The following is a 17,099-nucleotide window of genomic DNA, read 5'->3' as shown; positions in this document are numbered from 1 at the left end:
GCCCATGCTAGGAATTTTTCCTCCCTAACATGAATCAGCCCTGCTTGGAGTTGGGTACTGATCAGATCATTAGTATTGAGGTGCTGTAAACAGCCGGTGATGCTGCGTTGTCAGTAGAGAGCAAGTCATGAACGAAACCTATTTGGCAGATTTCAATTTGTGGATTGACCAAACGGCGCAGCTATTACGAGAGCGCCGTTGGCATGAACTCGACATGACGCATTTAATCGAGGAGGTTGAGGACTTAGGCAAGAGTGAACGGCGGGGGATTGCCAGTCAACTCACCCGTCTTTTACTGCATCTGCTCAAGTGGCAATACCAACCGCAGCGTCGCTCAGATAGTTGGCTAGATTCCATCACAGATGCTCGCACCCAAATTGAACTCGCGATCGCAGATAGTCCCAGCCTCAAGAACTATCCTACAGATCAACTTGAAGAGAGTTACCAACGGGCACGCCGCAAAGCGGCTAAGCAGACCAGTATCGAGTCAGGGTTCCCAGAGGCGTGTCCCTATCCCCTGGAGTTAGTATTGGATGAAGATTGGTTGCCAGATAGCGACCATCACCTTGGGTAGATGGGTGACAGCTATATGCCTTATCTCGATCTTTGCGCTGCCGTTCAACCTTGTGCTGCACCATCTCAGCAATTAAGCTGAGCGCGGGCGATGGCTTGAAACCAGTGTCCGCGATCGTGGGGAGTTCGGCAGAGCAATCGCTAAGTATTGACGATCTAAGTCAGTCGTTCGAGAAACTGTAGATCGTTTGAGTTTCTAGCGCATCGCAAATTGAGGAGGGCTGTTGACTGAGCGAGAACGTTTGTCGATCGAGTTGCACCTGCAATCCGGTGAGCGGATCTGACCCTGAAGAGATGAGAAACTCTAGCTTGTCGATCGCTAAGCCAGAGATGATGTTGTCGAGAACCTGAGCGATCGCGTGGGTATACGAACTGTTGGTCCGATACCACTCGACATTCTCGAACAGCAGTTGCTCAAATCCTAGATTGAAAATCAGCGTCGCTGGCCCAAAGAGCGCTGCCGCTACGGGTCGCGTCTCTTCTTGCAACATCAAATCGTAGGTCTTCGCAACATAGCGAAGTTTATCTAGCAACTCATAGCGCTCGGTCACAGACCCCAACTCATAAGGCAAATGAATGGCTACCGTTGCCAGATAGGTTCTGAGAAAGAGATGCCCCAGCTTTTCGGCTTTGGTGGTGAGGTAGTTCACATTGTGGGACGTTGCTTCAATGAGGAGGGGAACGCGATCAACCATCTCTAACCCGTAGCCCTTCAGCCCAGCAATTTTGCGCGGATTATTGGTCACTAAACGGATTTTCTGCACCCCCAAATCATTGAGAATCTGCGCGCCCACACCGTAGTCGCGCAAATCTGCTGGAAAGCCGAGCTTCTCGTTTGCCTCTACGGTATCGAGTCCCATATCTTGCAAAGAATACGCTTTCAGTTTGTTGACCAAACCAATTCCGCGCCCCTCTTGACGCAGGTAAACCACTACACCTATGCCCGCATTCTCAATCATTTTGAGGGCGGCTTGAAGCTGCATTCGGCAATCGCAGCGCAGTGACCCCAAGGCATCGCCCGTGAGGCATTCAGAGTGGACTCGCACCATCACAGGGTGTCCCTTAAAGTCTTCGGGGTTGCCTTTGACGATCGCGACATGCTCGGAGTTGTCGAGAAGATTTCGGTAGCCGTAAATCTGAAATTGCCCAAACTCAGAGGGCATCTCTGCTACTGTTTCCCGGCACACAAAGCGCTCGTGCTGAAGCCGGTAGCTGATTAAGTCTGCAATGCTAATGATCTTCAGATTGTGCGTTTGCGAGTACTTAATCAGTTCGGGTAGCCGTGCCATCGAACCATCAGGATTTTGAATCTCGCAAATCACTCCCGCCGGATAAAGCCCTGCCAAACGCGCCAAGTCAACCGCTGCTTCGGTGTGACCCGCCCGCTTTAGCACTCCCCCTTCTCTTGCTCGAATAGGGAACACATGACCCGGACGCCGCAAATCATTCGGCTGAGTCATCGGGTTGAGCGTGACTTGAATGGTTCGAGCGCGATCCTCAGCGGAAATACCCGTGGTGACGCCGACGACAGGAGACGCATCGATACTGACTGTGAACGCCGTCTGATTACTGTCCGTGTTTTCCCGCACCATTAACGGAATGTCCAGTTCATCCAAGCGATCGCCAGTCATCGCCAGACAGATCAGTCCTCTTGCTTGGACTGCCATGAAATTAATCATGTCGGGAGTGGCAAACTGCGCAGCACAGATCACATCTCCCTCGTTTTCTCGATTTTCATCGTCAACGACGACGATCGATCGTCCCGCTTTGAGATCCATCAAAGCATCGCCGATCGAGTCAAAAGTAAACGGTTGGCTAAAAGGGGGTTGAGACGATTTAACAGAGAAGTTCAAGGCTACTACACCGTAAAGTTTCTTGAAGCAGGCGTATGTGACGATTATAATTGTTTCGACTTTGGAAACTTAATTTATCACTGAATTGTAATTCTTTAGCGTGGAAAGCTGGGAGTAGAGCAAGCGTTTGCTGAGACGTTGCTACCAGCATTCCATCGCTGACGTGACCGTCAATTTTAAGTTTCTAGTCTTTGTGTACTTTGCTTCTCAAGCGCGTTGTGAAGCTAGATCGCTACCCTTCTATGTTCTTATACTAGCGGACTGACGGCTTTATGTTGAGAGGCAGTTAAATCAGGCTTCGAGCTAAAAATCTGCTTTGACAATTGCAGGTTCAGCATTACAATGCAGCAGAATAGCGATTCCACGTTGTAAGGGTCGAGAAACATGGGTGATGTAGGGCGTATACCCGTCGGTGTGATTGGGGCATCCGGCTACGGCGGGGTGCAGTTAATCCAGTTGTTGATGGATCACCCACAGCTAGAGTTAGCCTATTTAGGCGGTGACGCGAGTGCAGGACGAGAGTTTTCAAACCTCTACCCGCATTTATTTCATCATATTCATCAGACGATCGAACCCATTGACCTAGAGCAAATTGCTGAGCGATGCGAGGTTGTTTTTCTCTCACTGCCAACGGGGCTTGCGTGCAAAATGGCTCCTCAGCTTCTAGAGAAAGGCTGCAAGGTGCTAGACCTTTCAGCAGACTACCGCTTCTCTGATTTGAGCGTGTATCGCCATTGGTATCGGATTGAACGAACGGATCATGATGTCGCAGAAACGGCGGTTTATGGTTTGCCCGAGTTGTATCGCGATCGCATCTCTGACGCTCAGTTAGTCGGTTGTCCTGGGTCTTACCCAACCGCAAGTTTGCTGGCGCTCTCGCCGTTGCTCAAACAAGGCTTAATCATTCCAGAAACGGCCATTATTGATGCCAAAGCTGGGGCGTCTAGCGGCGGCCGGCAACCCAAGGTGGAATTGCTTTTGGCAGAAGCAGACAATTCTCTCGGCGCTTATAATGTGACGCGCCATCATCACACGCCAGAGATCGAGCAAATCTGTAGTGATCTCGCGGGGCATGAAGTGTTGGTGCAGTTTACGCCGCATTTAGTGCCGATGGTGCGTGGAATTCTTGCCACGGTTTATGCAACCTTGCGAGACCCAGGACTGGTGCGAGAAGATTTGCTCACGATCTACACAGCGTTCTACCGCTCTTCTCCGTGGGTAAAGTTATTGCCTAGTGGGGTGTACCCCAAAACAAAGTGGGCGAACGGCACGAACCTTTGCTACATCGGCATTGAGGTTGATCCCCGAACAGCGAGGGTGATTGTGATGGCGACGATCGACAATTTGCTGAAGGGTCAGGCAGGACAGGCGATTCAATGTCTGAATCTAATGATGGGATGGGATGAAACGTTGGGGTTACCCAAGCTAAGTTTCTATCCCTAAACCATTAACGACGCTCTTTTCGGAATAAGTGAGAGTGTTCGGGGTTGTAGAGGCGCGATCGCGGAGCGAGCTTCCCTTGGAATCGCCCCTCGTCTTGATTTCCGTTTTCAAATCGGTACTCTGATGGCACAGTCGGAGCCGCTAAAGCTGGACTAATCACGTACATCGTGGTGCGAATCAAGTCCTCGTTCCGAGTCACCTCTGCCATTTGATGAAGCGATACTAACCAGATCTTCTCATCGGGCCAGCCGAGTCGAAAACAGATGGCTACCGGTGTATCTGCCGCATAGTGCTGCATCAGTTTGTCTTGCGACGCTTCCACATGTCGCGCACTCAGATACAGACACAGACTTGCTTGATGGGCCGCGAGAGAGGCGAGTTCTTCGGGTTCGGGAACCTGAGTGCGTCCACTAATACGGGTCAAAATAATGGACTGCACGAGTCCCGGAACCGTTAGTTCTACCCGTAGTCGAGCTGAGGCCAACTGAAACGCGCTAATGCCAGGAATCACTTCAAACGGTAGGTCAGCTTCTAGGAGAGCTTGCATTTGTTCTTGCACGGCCCCATAGAGACAAGGATCGCCAGAGTGAAGCCGGACGACTGATTTTCCCAATCGCACTCGATCAATCATGATCGGCAAAATATCTTCTAGCGTTTTGTTTGCCGTCCCAATAAGTTCAGCGTCCGATCGCACGCTTTGCAAAATCTGTTTGGGCACCAGCGAATCGGCAAATAAAATCACGTCGGCTTGGGTCAATAATCGCTGAGCTTTAATCGTGAGGAGTTCTGGATCGCCAGGACCTGCGCCGACAATATACACACCAGGCTCCAATCGATTCAGCACTTCGCCATTGTTATTTGTCATACGTACTATTATTTGAAGTAGCAAACCTTGCTTTTTTGCTGTTATTCTTTCCGGATTTCTACCAATGGGCGGGAAGAATAGAGTGGTAGATGCACCCTGACTTAAACCCTAGAGCAATGCTCTAGGGTTATTTCTTAAAGGTAAAAGACATTACCGAGAGAATTCGCGCTCAGAAGGAACGACATCAGGCAATGGGCGATGCAACCGATAGAGCCAGATTAGCCCGAATGTGCCGAGTGCGATCGCGCCTAAACTCACCAATTGAGCTATTTTCAACCCACCCAGCATCAAGCTGTCGGTGCGTAAGCCTTCAATCCAAAATCGACCCGAACTGTAGGCAATTAGATAAACCAACGCCAGCGTTCCAACTTTCAGGCGAGGTTTCCCATTTAAGTCTCGAACAAACAGCGTTATGAGTCCTGCGAATACCATGAGATTCCAAAGGGATTCATAGAGAAACGTAGGATGATAGTATTGCGCGTCAAGCCCAGGAGGACGGCGCTCAGGGGGAATATACAATTTCCAGGGTAAATCAGTGGGATCGCCAAACGCTTCGGAGTTGAAGAAATTGCCCCATCGCCCGATCGCCTGTCCCAAGATCAGCGAGGGAGCCACCAGATCGGCAAGTTGCCAAAACGCCACCTGCTTCAACCGGGCAAAAATTAAGGCCGCAATAATGCCTCCTAAAATGGCACCATGAATCGCAATCCCACCTTCCCAAATGGCAATAATTTTGCTGGGGTTAGCGGCATACTCTTGCCACTGAAACAACACATAGTAGAGCCTAGCGCTCGGAATGGCAGCTAACACTAGCCAAACTGCCAAATCGCTCAGCATCTCTGGATCAACCTGCCGCTTGGCAGCCAATCGTTGAGACAAGGTAACGCCAATCAGCACAGCAGACGCAATCAGCAAGCCATACCAACGAATTACTAAAGGTCCCCATTCAACCAAAATTGAACCGGGGGATCTAAATTCAAATGCCAGAACAGAATCAGAAAGCATGAGTGATTTGTCTTGGGAGTAATGCTCTAGGCTAATCGCTTGAGCATAGCTACCTTAACATCTCTGTCCTCTCAAATTTCCATCAACTCAGCCCTGTCAAGCATTGTGACTTTTGACTTGACCCCCTGCTAAAACTTACGAAGCACAGCCTATCTCCGGTTTGGCTCGATCATAATCGTTCCGATCGAGACAGTCTGGAGCAAATTCATCGGCAAGCAAATTGTAAATTGACTGCCTTCGCCTTCAATAGACTGCATTTTCACCGTTCCAGCGTGCAATTCAGCCAACTTACGTGTCAGGGCTAATCCCAGTCCAGTTCCTTCATGGCGGCGAGAGAGCGACCCATCTATCTGCTGAAAGGGTTGGAACAGAAAATGCTGTTTATCGTGAGGAATGCCAATTCCAATATCCCAGACCGTTAGGTGCAAGCACTCCTCATACATCCTCACATCTAAGCCGATTTCTCCTCCATCTTCAGAGAATTTAATGGCGTTTGACAGTAAATTGAGCAGCATTTGCCGAACCCGCAGTTCATCTGCCATCAAGGGTTCTAAGTCAGGCTGAATCAAGTAATTGACGGTCAAATCTCGCATTTTGGCTTGTTCATCAACGATCGCGAGCGTACTTTCGCACAACTCGCTCACCACTAGGGGAGCAATGTCCAACCGCATCTGTCCAGCTTCCACCTTGGACAGATCCAACACATCGTTAATTAAGCCCAGCAAATGATGACCACTCTGATTAATCTGATGAATATAAAGTTGCTGTTTGGGATTGAGGTCGCCAAAAATTTGTTTTTGAAGAATCGAAGAGAACCCCAAAATCGAGGTCAAGGGAGTGCGGAGTTCATGGGACATGTTTGCCAAAAAGTCAGACTTGAGCTGACTCGCCCGTTCTAACTCTAAATTCTTAGCCGCTAGTTCCGCTTCATAATTCTTCTGCTGCGTAATATCACGGGTAATAATTGAAACAGCCGTTGCTCTATTTTTTTCGTCTAAGATTGGCCCGACCGACACCAACGCTGGAAACGTTTCGCCGTTTCGGCGGCTGCACGTCACCTCGCCGCTCCAGCCCTCGGCAATTCCTCCAAAGGTTCGCACCGCGATCGCTTGTTCGATCAACCACTCGGTTTGCTTTCGCTCTGGAAAGAAAACTGCTGCATGAGCGCCCAACAGCATTTCTGGCTGCCAATTAAAAATTCGACCCGTGGCAGAATTGGCATAGAGAATTTTGCCATCTAAATCGGTGATGGTGGCACTGTCGTAGGCAGATTCTACTGCCCGCGAAAACATCTTCAATTCCTGCTCGATATATTTGCGCTCGGTTACATCCCGACCGATGCCCATGCCGCCAATCAATTCACCATCACGGTATAGAAGCCGTCCGTTGACTTCAAGATAAAGCTCAGACCCCTCTGACGATTGCAAAACGAACTCAAAATCACGCAGTTCTCCGGTTTGGATTAGACTAATGAAGGCTTGCGCTGTTTTTTCTCGGTACGGAGGAGAGACAAACTCTAAGTAAGAACGCCCTAGCACTTCACTAGAGGAGCAGCCTAGCAATTTGAGCCCGTAGGAATTCATGTAGGTCACTGCGCCCTCTAAATCGAGGGTATAGACCATATCATTGGCGGATTCGACATAGGCTCGAAAAAGCTCTTCCGACTGGCGCAAGCTAATTTCAACTGAACCGATCCGAAGCAATTGTTCGTGCATTTGTTGAGTAGACATCGTAACAGGTCAACCAGCCTGGTCAGCGATAAAGGACAAAAGCGAAATGATCGTCCAGCGCTTGAGAGAATTGTATCCTCTAGCGCTTGAGCCACTGTCAACGAGAGCGCATTCAAGGTTGTAGGCGCATTTATTACTTATATAAAGCAGGATTTTGAATTTATCGAAATGCTTTAGCCGTAGATTCAAATCCTCATGTCGTCCTTTTTATTACCTTGAGCTGAGTTTCTCAGCATTAACACCCTGAGTAAAGTTACTTCTTAAATTCCGCTTTGAAACTCATCTCAGTCTCTACTAGGATAGCTAGATCGGAAGCGGGGATTTTACGGATTATGCTCAAAACAGGTTAAAAAGTTTTCCAAAAAGAAGTAAGTGTTTTCACAAGTATCAATGTATAAATTGCAAAATTTTTAGATAAAGTTATCCGTATCCACCGAAAGCGCTACTATAGAGGATTACAGAGAAAGATATCGCCTTCACAGGTGAATACAGTTTCAGCAGGGTTTTCTTAGTTGTGATTCAGCAGTTAGCGTCAATAGACTCCGTAGAGCAAGTCTCAGAGGTTCCCTTGCTGGGTGCATCGCTCGCCCAGCTAACAAAGTGGGTTGAGCAGCACGGGCAACCTGCGTATCGGGGCAAGCAACTCCACCAATGGATTTATCAGAAGGGAGCGCGATCGCTCCTGGACATCTCGGTGTTTCCGAAACAATGGCGAGCGGAGTTAGCCGCCTTTCCGATCGGGCGATCGCAGATCCACTACCAGGCAAAGGCCTTAGATGGCACGATCAAGCTTTTACTAAACTTAACAGACGGACAGATCGTTGAAACCGTTGGCATTCCGACAGAGAAGCGACTGACGGTTTGCGTCTCCTCGCAGGTGGGCTGTCCGATGGCGTGTGACTTCTGCGCGACGGGCAAAGGCGGCTTCAAGCGCAACCTAGAGCGGCACGAAATTGTCGATCAGGTGCTGACGGTTCAAGAAGTGTTTGGACAGCGCGTGTCGAACGTGGTGTTTATGGGCATGGGAGAACCGTTGTTGAATCCGGAGAACGTGTTAGAGGCGGTGCGATCGCTGAACGAAGATATTGGCATCGGGCAGCGACTCATCACTATTTCTACCGTCGGCATTCCCGGTCGCATCCGTAAATTAGCGGAGCATGGGCTGCAATCAACCCTAGCGGTGAGCTTACATGCGTCGAACCAATCCCTGCGAGAACAACTCATTCCCAGCGCTCGGCAGTATCCCTTAGAAGCATTGCTCGATGAGTGCCGCGAGTATGTCAAAATCACAGGGCGGCGAGTCACGTTTGAGTACATTGTGCTGGCGGGCGTGAATGACGGGGTGGAACAGGCCATCGAGCTGGCTGAGCATCTGCGTGGGTTTCAGAGCCACGTCAATTTGATTCCCTACAACCCGATCAGCGAAGCTGACTACCAGCGCCCCGATCAGCGTCGCCTCCAGTCGTTTATGGATGCTTTGAAAGCGCGACATGTGGCGGTCAGCGTGCGGCGATCGCGGGGGCTAGAAGCCGATGCCGCTTGCGGTCAATTGCGGGCATCCTACGCTAACCAAGCATGAATTCTGAACGGTTGCAGATTGGCGCGAGCAGGCTATCCCGCGCCGATTGTGCTACAAAATTTGAGCAGATTCGTAGAGTTTTCTGACGATCGCTTTGATTTTTGTGCCGTATTCTGGATCGGCAGTCCAGCGTCCGCTCAGTTGGTCAACCAAGGGCGCAATTCCACGCGTCACGAATCGGAATCGCGGACTGACGACTTCCTGAACGAGCGGTTCGGTGCTGGCATAAGCTTTGAGTTGTTGAATGTGTGCTCTTACGCCAATTCTGGCGCTTGGAAAGGATGCTCCTTGCGGGCCGCCGCCCACATCCCCAATGCCTGCAAAGTTGTTTTGGCTCGGCTGGACGTCGCCGCCAAAGCGGAGATAATTCGTTTCTAAACACATTTGTCCAAAGGCAATATCGTAATTCACGCCTTCAATACTGCCTTCTTCGCGGTAAAGCTTGGCGATGTCAGGAAACTGGTTCAGCGCCGCATCATTATTATTTCTGAGAAAGAGGTTGAGCTGAACTTCAGTCGTGGCCCCAACTCCCATGATCCGATCGATCGTTCCAGGACAAATTTTTAGAATCGATCGCAGGAGCACAGTTCGAGTTTGAGCATTCCAAGCGACAGAAACGTTATACTCACGAAGCTCAACCGCCTTGACAAACACAATCTGCCGATAGTTAATGCGGGTGACATTAGGCGCTTTCGACAAATCGACTCCCAAGCGATCGACTAAATCGATCGGAATGTAGGCGTTGCCACTGACTAAAATGCCTCGATCCGCATAGGCCTGATTGTTAATACTAATATCGATTGCCTCGTAAGCGGCGGGCGTGGGGGTCGGAGATGGAGTTGGAACTCCAGAAATCGCGCGATTCCAGGCAATCAAACCATCGGCCACTCCTAGCGCTAGATCTCGCCGCTGATTCTGGATGATGAAGCGATCGTCAGGATTCGTTAAAAATCCAACAATTAACACCAGCGATGGCGGAACGGTCAATCGAGAGAATGGTAGACTTCCGAGTCCTGTGTCGCTATCGGGTTTTGCGCCTCGGCTCGGCAACTGAGGAACGCGCCGAATCAGGGACAGCAACACAAGTTCGGCATTTTTGCGGCGCTCGTCGTTGTTGGTAATGTAGTAAGCCGTTGCCCCGCGCACACTTGGGTTGGAGAACGCATCTGCCCGCAAATCGACGGCAACATCGTCCCGACGGGCGCGAGCATTAATCCAATCAATGGACTGCGACAGATTGAGTGTGTCGGGCACGGTCAACACTTCTACACCCCGCGATCGCAACTCCGCTACCACAAAATCTCGTAGGAGAATCATTTCTCTCGCTTCGGTTGTGCCTCCAACGACTGCACCGGGGTCGGTGATGCCGTTGATGCGATCGCCATGTCCTGCTGAAATAAAAATTCGTCCCATCGGTCGTTTAGCGTACGTCGTTCATTATTCTCTCGTAGGCTCACCATTTATGACCTAAAACTTATGCTTCAGGTCGAATAAATCCTTGAACAAGGGCATCTTGAATTAAGTTTTCGACAAACTGGGCGAGGAGCGGTGAGGCTTTCAAGATTGGAGCAACCCGCCTTCTGACTTGCTCTACCGTTATATCAGCCTTTTTCCAGGTTCCGCCCTCAGTGTAGTAGTTATGTAAGACGGGCTGAAGCCGATCGAGTGCCGCTGCAAAGCAAGCATCTGGCGTTGCTTTGGTTTCAAATTCGTCCCAGAGTGATCGTAGTTCAATGTTCAAATCAGGCGGTAAGAGTCCGAACAGGCGATCGGCGGCTGACTGTTCTCGTTCAGCTTGATCCAAAGTGGCTTGGGCATCGTAACAAAAGGTATCCCCCGCATCAATTTCTACGAGGTCGTGAATCAGAACCATTTTGAGAACCCGCAGTAGATTCACTTCTGGCTCGGCATATTCCGCCAGTACGATCGCCATAACCGCAAGATGCCAGGAATGTTCTGCGTCGTTTTCGCGCCGGGAGCGATCCATTAAGAGAGTTTGACGCAGAACATGTTTTAGAGCATCAATTTCAACAATGAAGTGAAGCTGCTGCTGAAGCCGAGCGGAGGCAAAATTCATAAGCGAGTATCGTTGCGATGTTTTAGAGGAATGTACGTTGCGACTAGTTCCGCTAATGGAGAATTAGCGTTACAAATTCCACCAACGCGATCGGTGCAGAGCACCCCTGCAAGGAAGCGGAGTCTTGCTGATTCTAATTCTTTGAGAGCTAAATCAAGAGAAGCCTCATATTGTATTGAGAAACCTAGCGTTTCATTTATTGATAATTACTCTCATTTATGGTACGCAGTATAAGCCAATGTGCTTATGAGACTACAAATTACTGAGAGCCCTTAAATCTACTGCAAGGTGGTGAATGATGTAATGAATAGGAGACGTGAAAATTATTAAGTAATTTAGAATTTTTGTGCTGTTTACGATTACGCATCCCATTGCAATGATGCGAGTCAGTCGAATAAACTTCATAGTTCGCCAGTGAAATCTCTCACCTTAGAGTAAAAACCCCAATAAGGTTTAGTTCTACTCACGCAGAATAGGTCGATCGTGCGGCTGCGACAATCAATTTTTTATCGCTATATAAAAAGATAGAGCCGTAATAATATCAGCTGTTTAAGTCTCTCTCTTACATTATTTGCAGAGATTTAGTGAGATAGCTTCTCAACAAGGATGATAGAATTTGTTCAAGCTTACTGAAATTCAAACTCAATAGGCTTAGAACGGCAAACAGCGTCCAAATTCTCGTCAGTTCACCGTGGGATGTCCCTCTCGGCTATCCCTCCTTGCCCTTAAACTGGAGATTTTTATGCCTAGCTCAATACCTGCTCTTTGGATTAGCGCAAGTCCAAGCCTTAAGTATTTTGATCAACCGCTGATGCGTTACTTGGCAGGGCAAACTCATCTTGCCCAGTGGGAGTATTGCCAGACGCTAGATGAAGGAAGTTCTATAGAGACTGCGATCGCGCTCCTGCATCAGTATCTTCAGCATCAAGACGACCCTGTTCATCTCATGGGTCACGGCATTAGCGGCATTGTGGCATTGCTCTATAGCCGCTATTATCCCGAACGAGTCAAATCGTTAACCTTGCTCGCCGTTTCAGCGCAGCCTGCCGTCACTTGGCACGCTCATTACTACGTGCAGCGTCAACTTCTACCTTGTAGCCAAACTCAAGTTTTAGGTCAACTGATGGTCAGTTTGTTTGGTCAAAAGCCACCTTACTCCATAAAGGAGATCATCCATGTCCTTCGACTTGATTTAGAAAGCTCTCCGGGTCTCCATTCGTTATTTAAGTTAAACCGCTTACCTCAAGGTGGAGTGCCCATGCCAATGCTCGTTTGTGGTAGTAAAACCGATCCAATTGTCGATCCTTCTGCATTGGCTGATTGGGCAGCTTGGTTGAAGCCAGAAGATAGGCTGTGGGAATGTTTAGATGGACATCACTTCTTTCACTATTTCCATCCGCAGCTTGTTGGTGATCAGATTTTAGACTTTTGGCAGTCTCAATCGGCTCGGCAATCTCTGCTACAACTTAATTACTAAAGCAATGACTAAAGCAAAGCATTGATACTCTGTTGCGCTTAGAAACCACTTTAGGTAGATGCAAGAAAATGAGTAGCCATCTAACTTATAGTTTCTAGAATGAGCCTTCAAATTGGCTTAAGAGTACTGTTTAGAATTTCTTGTTATGCGTTCTTCTCACTCTCCGCAGTATCGTCGTAAAGAAATTCTTCGCGGCATTTTTGCCGTTTGTCTTATTATTGTTGGCATCAGCCATTTTCTGAAACCAGATCAATATGCTCGCATTGTGCCGCCACCGTTTCCAGCATTCGCCTCGGTATATATAAGCGGTTTCTTTGAGATTTTAGGCGGCGTTGGTGTATTGATTCCAATGGTTAGCGTCGCAGCCGCATGGGGACTGATTGCGCTATTTATTGCTGTGTTTCCTGCTAATCTATACATGCTGGTACACAACATTAAGATTGACGGCATTCCGCAAAGCCAAACCCTTTATTGGGCAAGGCTTCCGTTTCAGGCCGTACTGATTGTCTGGGCATACTGGTACACACGTCAGCCCGAACGACAGCTTGGAGCATCCAACGTTGCATCAACGGTAGAATCATCCGATTAGTTCTACCGAGGCGCACATCCTACAAATGCCCAATCATTCCTCTATATCATCTACTGGTATATCGCCTACTGGTCTCGTGTTGCTTTCAATTGGTTCAACCCAGCTTGGATCAGCGATCGCAAAGACTCTCTTCGCCGAAATTAGCCCCATCACCATTGTTTTGCTGCGAGTTGGATTTGCGGCGATCGTTTTAGTAGCAATATGGCGATTGACAGGGCAACGCTCTAACGAAGTGCAACTTGAGATTAGAATTCGTTCCCATTCTAGAGCACTAATTTTATTTGGTGTTTCCCTTGGATTCATGAATCTTCTGTTCTATCTTGCGATTGAGCGAATTCCGATTGGCGTTGCGGTGGCGTTAGAATTTGTTGGGCCTTTGGGAGTGGCTGTCTGCAATTCTGGGCGGCTACTCGATCTGCTGTGGGTTGCTTTAGCAGCGATCGGAATTTTGCTGTTAACGCCGATCAATGGAGCAAGTATTGATCCGGTTGGAGTCGGGCTTGCCCTTTTAGCAGGAGCGTGCTGGGCAGCTTACATTCTGCTGTCTGTTCGGGTGGGTCGTGCCTTGTCAGGTGGCGTAGGATTGGCATTGGCGATGGCAGTGGCAACGATGATTCTTCTACCCATCAATCTATTTACTGTTGGTTTAGCTGCGTTAAATCTTAAGATACTGTTGCTAGGATTTGGAGTTGCTTTACTGTCATCGGCGATTCCGTATTCACTAGAGTTAGAAGCGTTGAGGCATTTATCGATGCATACCTTCGGTGTGTTGCTCAGTTTAGAACCTGCTGTAGCCGCGATCGCAGGGTTTGTGATTCTGCGAGAAACCCTAGAGTTGCAGGCTGTCGTCGCGATCGCGCTGGTTACGATCGCGGCAGCCGGATCATCTCTTTCAACTCGCCCTTAAGCTCCTGGAATCCAGTTAGTTCCAGCTAGAGGAATTCGTGCCATTGCAGCGGCTTCGATGGTTAACGCCGCCAGATCTTCTGGTTCTAAATGATGAACATTTTGTTTACCGCAAGCTCGTGCGATCGTGGTCAGTTCCATTGCTAACGTTTGCAAATAGTTTTTCACTCGTTGCGCTCCCACTTGTGGTTCTAAGCGTTGCTCTAGCATTGCATCTTGCGTTGTAATTCCAACAGGACATTTTCCGGTATGGCAATGATGGCAGTGTCCCGGAGTGGTTCCGAGCGCTGTGTAATCGTCCACAGCAGAATAGTGAGTGCCGTCCTGTAGATAGGTTTCCTGATTGCAGCCCATCGCAAACAGTGTGCCTTGCCCAATCGAAACAGCATCGGCTCCCATCGCTAACGCTTTCGCAACATCGGCTCCCGTCCGAACACCGCCCGACACGATCAGTTGAACTTTCCCTTTCATATTCAGGTCTTCCAGCGCATCTACGGCCTGACGGACAGCCGCTAACGTTGGAATTCCGACATGCTCGATAAACACCACCTGCGTGGCGGCAGTTCCACCTTGCATACCATCGACCACGACGACATCGGCTCCAGACTGCACCGCTAGTTTGACATCGTTAAACGGACGCGACGCTCCAACTTTGACGTAAATTGGCTTTTCCCAATCGGTCAATTCGCGGAGTTCCGCAATCTTAATGGTCAGATCATCGGAGCCTGTCCAATCGGGATGACGGCAAGCCGATCGCTGATCGATACCTTCAGGAAGGGTTCGCATTTGAGCAACGCGAGGATTGATTTTTTGACCGAGCAGCATCCCGCCACCGCCCGGTTTTGCCCCCTGACCAATGACAATTTCGATCGCGTCTGCTTTTCTCACATCATCAGGATTGAAGCCGTAGCGAGAGGGTAAGCACTGATAAACGAGCGTTTTAGACGAGAGCCGTTCTTCGGGCGTCATGCCGCCGTCGCCGGTTGTTGTGGAGGTTCCGGCTGCCGTTGCCGCGCGTCCGAGAGCATCTTTAACATGAGCCGAGAGCGAGCCAAAACTCATCCCGGCGATCGTAATTGGAATGTCAAGTTCGATCGGTTTTTTGGCATAGCGCGTGCCTAAGACTGTTTTCGTGGAACATTTCTCGCGATAGCCTTCGAGCGGGTAGCGCGTCAGAGATGCGCCTAAAAATACGAGATCGTCAAAGTGGGGAAGTTGGCGTTTGGCTCCGAGTCCGCGAATTTCGTATAGCCCTTGGTTTGCAGCGTTTTGGATGTAGTTGATCATGCGGTGATCGTAGCCCCACGATGCTTCACGAGAGAGCGATCGCGGAGTGGAAGAATTGTTGAGATCCATAGTCAGAATTTCTAAAGGTTAGTACTCTTGATGGGCGTTAGCATTCCAGTGATAAAGTTGCTTTGCAGAAGCAATGCGTTTAAATTCTTGTGGACTGTAGGTAAGTTCTGCTTTCGTTAGTAACTCTTCTAGCGTTGAATAATCTGTGTCGGTCATCGGTTGGAGTTGAGCATCTGCGCCCAGTGATTTAATATCACCCCGCACATAAATAATCGCTTCGTATAGCGAATCTCCTAATGCATCCCCAGCATTACCACACACGACCATTCGCCCGGCTTGCGCCATAAATCCAGAAAAGCTGCCAACATTACCTCCCACGACAATATCTGCGCCTTTGAGCGAGATGCCGCAGCGCAAACTAGCATCTCCATCAATCACGAGCAGTCCGCTATGAGCCGAAGCCCCCGCCGCTACAGACGCAAATCCCCGAACGTGAACCCGCCCAGACATCATGTTTTCGGCAACTCCAGGCCCCACATTTCCGGCGATCGTTACGTTTGCCAACTTGTTCATTCCAGCCGCGTAGTAGCCCGCATGTCCTGCAATGTCGAGGTCAATTGGTGCATCCAACCCGACTGCAATATTGTGCGCGCCGTCAGGATTGAGAATCGTGATTTTCTGTCCGCTCTCAACGTTGTGGTGCAAAAACTGATTGACGTCGCGCAGAGGCATTTGGGCCAAATCGAACGTCAGATCATTACTACGAGTTAAACCATCCATACATGTATCTCCTCTGGAGCTGGTTCATAGATTCTGGCGTGTTTGATGTTAGGCAAATGGGCAAGAGAGCGGAACTCCGATGAGATCGCAACATAGTCATCGGTTTCGGCTACGATCGCAGGCTTACAGGCAAAGGCATCGCGCACCAAAGCGAGTTTATCTTTGGTTCCGATCAAGAAGGTGTAAAACCCATCGAGTGCTTCAAATCCAGTCTGCAGTGCTGTTTCTAAGTCATCGCCTTCTCGCATTCGCCATTCTAGAAATCGACAAGCGGCTTCGGTATCATTATCGGTTTCAAACTGGATACCTTGAGGTTCTAATTGGCGGCGGATCGAGTAGGGGTTTGAAAGTGCGCCGTTGTGAACCAGACAAAAGTCTTCTCCGGCAGTAAACGGATGGGCGTGAGCAGGCGTGACGGCAGATTCGGTTGCCATGCGCGTATGCCCAACTAGATGAGTTCCTGTCAGCAACCCAAACTGGTAGCGATCGATAATTTCTGCCGGGTTGCCTGCATCTTTGTAAAGGTCAATCGTTTGTCCGGTTGATAAGATGTGCAACTGTGGATAGTGTTGCTTAATCCATTGCTTCAGCAGATTTGGTTCACAATCGGAGACTACGATCGCATGATTGCCATTTTCTTTGATGATGGCATTTCCAATCTGTTGGAGGTTGTGAGTAAATTCTGTCCAATCAATTTGGTGTTGACCGATGTAGAGACTGTACTTGCGAGTAATGCTTGGCACGACTCCAGTAGAATTGCAATTCTCTAAAAGTTCTGTAAACACAGCTAATCCAGCCGAATCAGGCCCGCGATCGCTCATGCCAAGCAGCATCGGAACGACCAGTGCACCGAGCGATTCTCGTAGCTCCGGTTCTTTAACTAGCAATCCAACAATTCCACACATTGCTTTTGTTCTCGCTTTTGT

The 17,099-nt window shown here is 49.2% G+C and carries 15 protein-coding genes; 6 read left to right on the top strand and 9 right to left on the bottom strand.

The genetic code is table 11. From position 1 onward, the window contains the following. Positions 1-127: 127 nt before the first annotated feature. Positions 128-574 carry a DUF29 domain-containing protein gene (locus tag AC5JLB_RS19435; protein WP_495875474.1) on the top strand — a complete coding sequence of 149 codons (447 nt, stop codon included), beginning with the start codon at positions 128-130 and terminating at the stop codon, positions 572-574. Between the two features lie 160 nt (positions 575-734). Here AC5JLB_RS19435 and ribBA read toward each other — a convergent pair whose 3' ends face one another. Then, positions 735-2,426 (bottom strand): bifunctional 3,4-dihydroxy-2-butanone-4-phosphate synthase/GTP cyclohydrolase II, encoded by a 1,692-nt coding sequence (gene ribBA / locus AC5JLB_RS19430; protein ID WP_495875473.1) that lies wholly within the window; start codon positions 2,424-2,426, stop codon positions 735-737. A gap of 384 nt (positions 2,427-2,810) precedes the next feature. On the opposite strand from ribBA, the gene argC reads away from it, so the two are divergent. Beyond that, the gene (argC, locus tag AC5JLB_RS19425; protein WP_495875472.1) at positions 2,811-3,869 is read left to right on the top strand and encodes an N-acetyl-gamma-glutamyl-phosphate reductase; all 1,059 of its coding nucleotides are present in this window, start codon (positions 2,811-2,813) and stop codon (positions 3,867-3,869) included. 4 nt (positions 3,870-3,873) lie between these two features. Here argC and cobM read toward each other — a convergent pair whose 3' ends face one another. The 3 genes from cobM to AC5JLB_RS19410 form a co-directional block, all read right to left on the bottom strand. Continuing rightward, the gene (cobM, locus tag AC5JLB_RS19420) at positions 3,874-4,734 is read right to left on the bottom strand and encodes a precorrin-4 C(11)-methyltransferase (protein WP_495875471.1); all 861 of its coding nucleotides are present in this window, start codon (positions 4,732-4,734) and stop codon (positions 3,874-3,876) included. 150 nt (positions 4,735-4,884) lie between these two features. After that, positions 4,885-5,739: a prolipoprotein diacylglyceryl transferase gene (gene lgt / locus AC5JLB_RS19415; RefSeq protein ID WP_495875470.1), complete on the bottom strand. Its 855-nt coding sequence runs from the start codon at positions 5,737-5,739 to the stop codon at positions 4,885-4,887. A gap of 149 nt (positions 5,740-5,888) precedes the next feature. Continuing rightward, positions 5,889-7,469, bottom strand: a complete 1,581-nt coding sequence (locus AC5JLB_RS19410) for a PAS domain S-box protein (RefSeq protein WP_495875469.1) — start codon at positions 7,467-7,469, stop codon at positions 5,889-5,891. A gap of 514 nt (positions 7,470-7,983) precedes the next feature. Between AC5JLB_RS19410 and rlmN the strand changes: the two genes are divergently transcribed. Next, the gene (gene rlmN, locus AC5JLB_RS19405) at positions 7,984-9,048 is read left to right on the top strand and encodes a dual-specificity RNA methyltransferase RlmN (RefSeq protein WP_495875468.1); all 1,065 of its coding nucleotides are present in this window, start codon (positions 7,984-7,986) and stop codon (positions 9,046-9,048) included. Between the two features lie 51 nt (positions 9,049-9,099). On the opposite strand, the gene tftA is transcribed toward rlmN, so the two are convergent. Both tftA and AC5JLB_RS19395 read right to left on the bottom strand, forming a co-directional pair. Next, a complete protein-coding gene (gene tftA, locus AC5JLB_RS19400) occupies positions 9,100-10,461 on the bottom strand; it encodes a hormogonium tapered terminus morphoprotein TftA (protein WP_495875467.1) in 1,362 nt (453 codons plus the stop codon). Between the two features lie 61 nt (positions 10,462-10,522). Continuing rightward, complete coding sequence (locus AC5JLB_RS19395) at positions 10,523-11,125, bottom strand: HD domain-containing protein (protein ID WP_495875466.1); 603 nt, start codon at positions 11,123-11,125, stop codon at positions 10,523-10,525. Positions 11,126-11,867: 742 nt separating this feature from the next. On the opposite strand from AC5JLB_RS19395, the gene AC5JLB_RS19390 reads away from it, so the two are divergent. The 3 genes from AC5JLB_RS19390 to AC5JLB_RS19380 all read left to right on the top strand — a co-directional run bounded on the left by AC5JLB_RS19390 (position 11,868) and on the right by AC5JLB_RS19380 (position 14,098). Continuing rightward, the gene (locus tag AC5JLB_RS19390) at positions 11,868-12,602 is read left to right on the top strand and encodes an alpha/beta fold hydrolase (protein ID WP_495875465.1); all 735 of its coding nucleotides are present in this window, start codon (positions 11,868-11,870) and stop codon (positions 12,600-12,602) included. Between the two features lie 145 nt (positions 12,603-12,747). Beyond that, positions 12,748-13,191, top strand: a complete 444-nt coding sequence (locus AC5JLB_RS19385; RefSeq protein ID WP_495875464.1) for a DoxX family protein — start codon at positions 12,748-12,750, stop codon at positions 13,189-13,191. Between the two features lie 76 nt (positions 13,192-13,267). Then, entirely contained in the window at positions 13,268-14,098 is an 831-nt protein-coding gene (locus AC5JLB_RS19380) for an EamA family transporter (protein ID WP_495875463.1), read from the top strand. Here the strand turns inward: AC5JLB_RS19380 and AC5JLB_RS19375 are convergent. Genes AC5JLB_RS19375 through AC5JLB_RS19365 form a run of 3 tightly spaced genes read right to left on the bottom strand, consistent with a single transcriptional unit; the run spans position 14,095 to position 17,078 of the window. Next, positions 14,095-15,453, bottom strand: a complete 1,359-nt coding sequence (locus AC5JLB_RS19375; protein WP_495875462.1) for an FMN-binding glutamate synthase family protein — start codon at positions 15,451-15,453, stop codon at positions 14,095-14,097. The genes AC5JLB_RS19380 and AC5JLB_RS19375 overlap by 4 nt on opposite strands. A gap of 18 nt (positions 15,454-15,471) precedes the next feature. Then, positions 15,472-16,173, bottom strand: coding sequence for a hypothetical protein (locus tag AC5JLB_RS19370; RefSeq protein ID WP_495875461.1), 702 nt, complete (start codon positions 16,171-16,173; stop codon positions 15,472-15,474). Beyond that, complete coding sequence (locus AC5JLB_RS19365) at positions 16,161-17,078, bottom strand: class II glutamine amidotransferase domain-containing protein (RefSeq protein WP_495875460.1); 918 nt, start codon at positions 17,076-17,078, stop codon at positions 16,161-16,163. Before AC5JLB_RS19365 ends, AC5JLB_RS19370 begins: the two co-directional genes overlap by 13 nt. Between the last annotated feature and the right edge of the window lie 21 nt (positions 17,079-17,099).

The organism is Myxacorys chilensis, assembly GCF_059505265.1.
Note: the sequence above shows the minus strand (reverse complement) of the source record. Positions and strands in the feature narration are given on the sequence as shown.

Excerpts from the sequence above, each read along its gene's own strand:
- cobM (WP_495875471.1), bottom strand. The coding sequence starts at position 4,734 with ATGACAAATAACAATGGCGAAGTGCTGAATCGATTGGAGCCTGGTGTG.
- AC5JLB_RS19410 (WP_495875469.1), bottom strand. The coding sequence starts at position 7,469 with ATGTCTACTCAACAAATGCACGAACAATTGCTTCGGATCGGTTCAGTT.
- AC5JLB_RS19365 (WP_495875460.1), bottom strand. The coding sequence starts at position 17,078 with ATGTGTGGAATTGTTGGATTGCTAGTTAAAGAACCGGAGCTACGAGAA.
- AC5JLB_RS19390 (WP_495875465.1), top strand. The coding sequence starts at position 11,868 with ATGCCTAGCTCAATACCTGCTCTTTGGATTAGCGCAAGTCCAAGCCTT.
- argC (WP_495875472.1), top strand. The coding sequence starts at position 2,811 with ATGGGTGATGTAGGGCGTATACCCGTCGGTGTGATTGGGGCATCCGGC.
- tftA (WP_495875467.1), bottom strand. The coding sequence starts at position 10,461 with ATGGGACGAATTTTTATTTCAGCAGGACATGGCGATCGCATCAACGGC.
- lgt (WP_495875470.1), bottom strand. The coding sequence starts at position 5,739 with ATGCTTTCTGATTCTGTTCTGGCATTTGAATTTAGATCCCCCGGTTCA.
- AC5JLB_RS19435 (WP_495875474.1), top strand. The coding sequence starts at position 128 with ATGAACGAAACCTATTTGGCAGATTTCAATTTGTGGATTGACCAAACG.
- AC5JLB_RS19370 (WP_495875461.1), bottom strand. The coding sequence starts at position 16,173 with ATGGATGGTTTAACTCGTAGTAATGATCTGACGTTCGATTTGGCCCAA.
- AC5JLB_RS19375 (WP_495875462.1), bottom strand. The coding sequence starts at position 15,453 with ATGGATCTCAACAATTCTTCCACTCCGCGATCGCTCTCTCGTGAAGCA.
- AC5JLB_RS19385 (WP_495875464.1), top strand. The coding sequence starts at position 12,748 with ATGCGTTCTTCTCACTCTCCGCAGTATCGTCGTAAAGAAATTCTTCGC.
- AC5JLB_RS19395 (WP_495875466.1), bottom strand. The coding sequence starts at position 11,125 with ATGAATTTTGCCTCCGCTCGGCTTCAGCAGCAGCTTCACTTCATTGTT.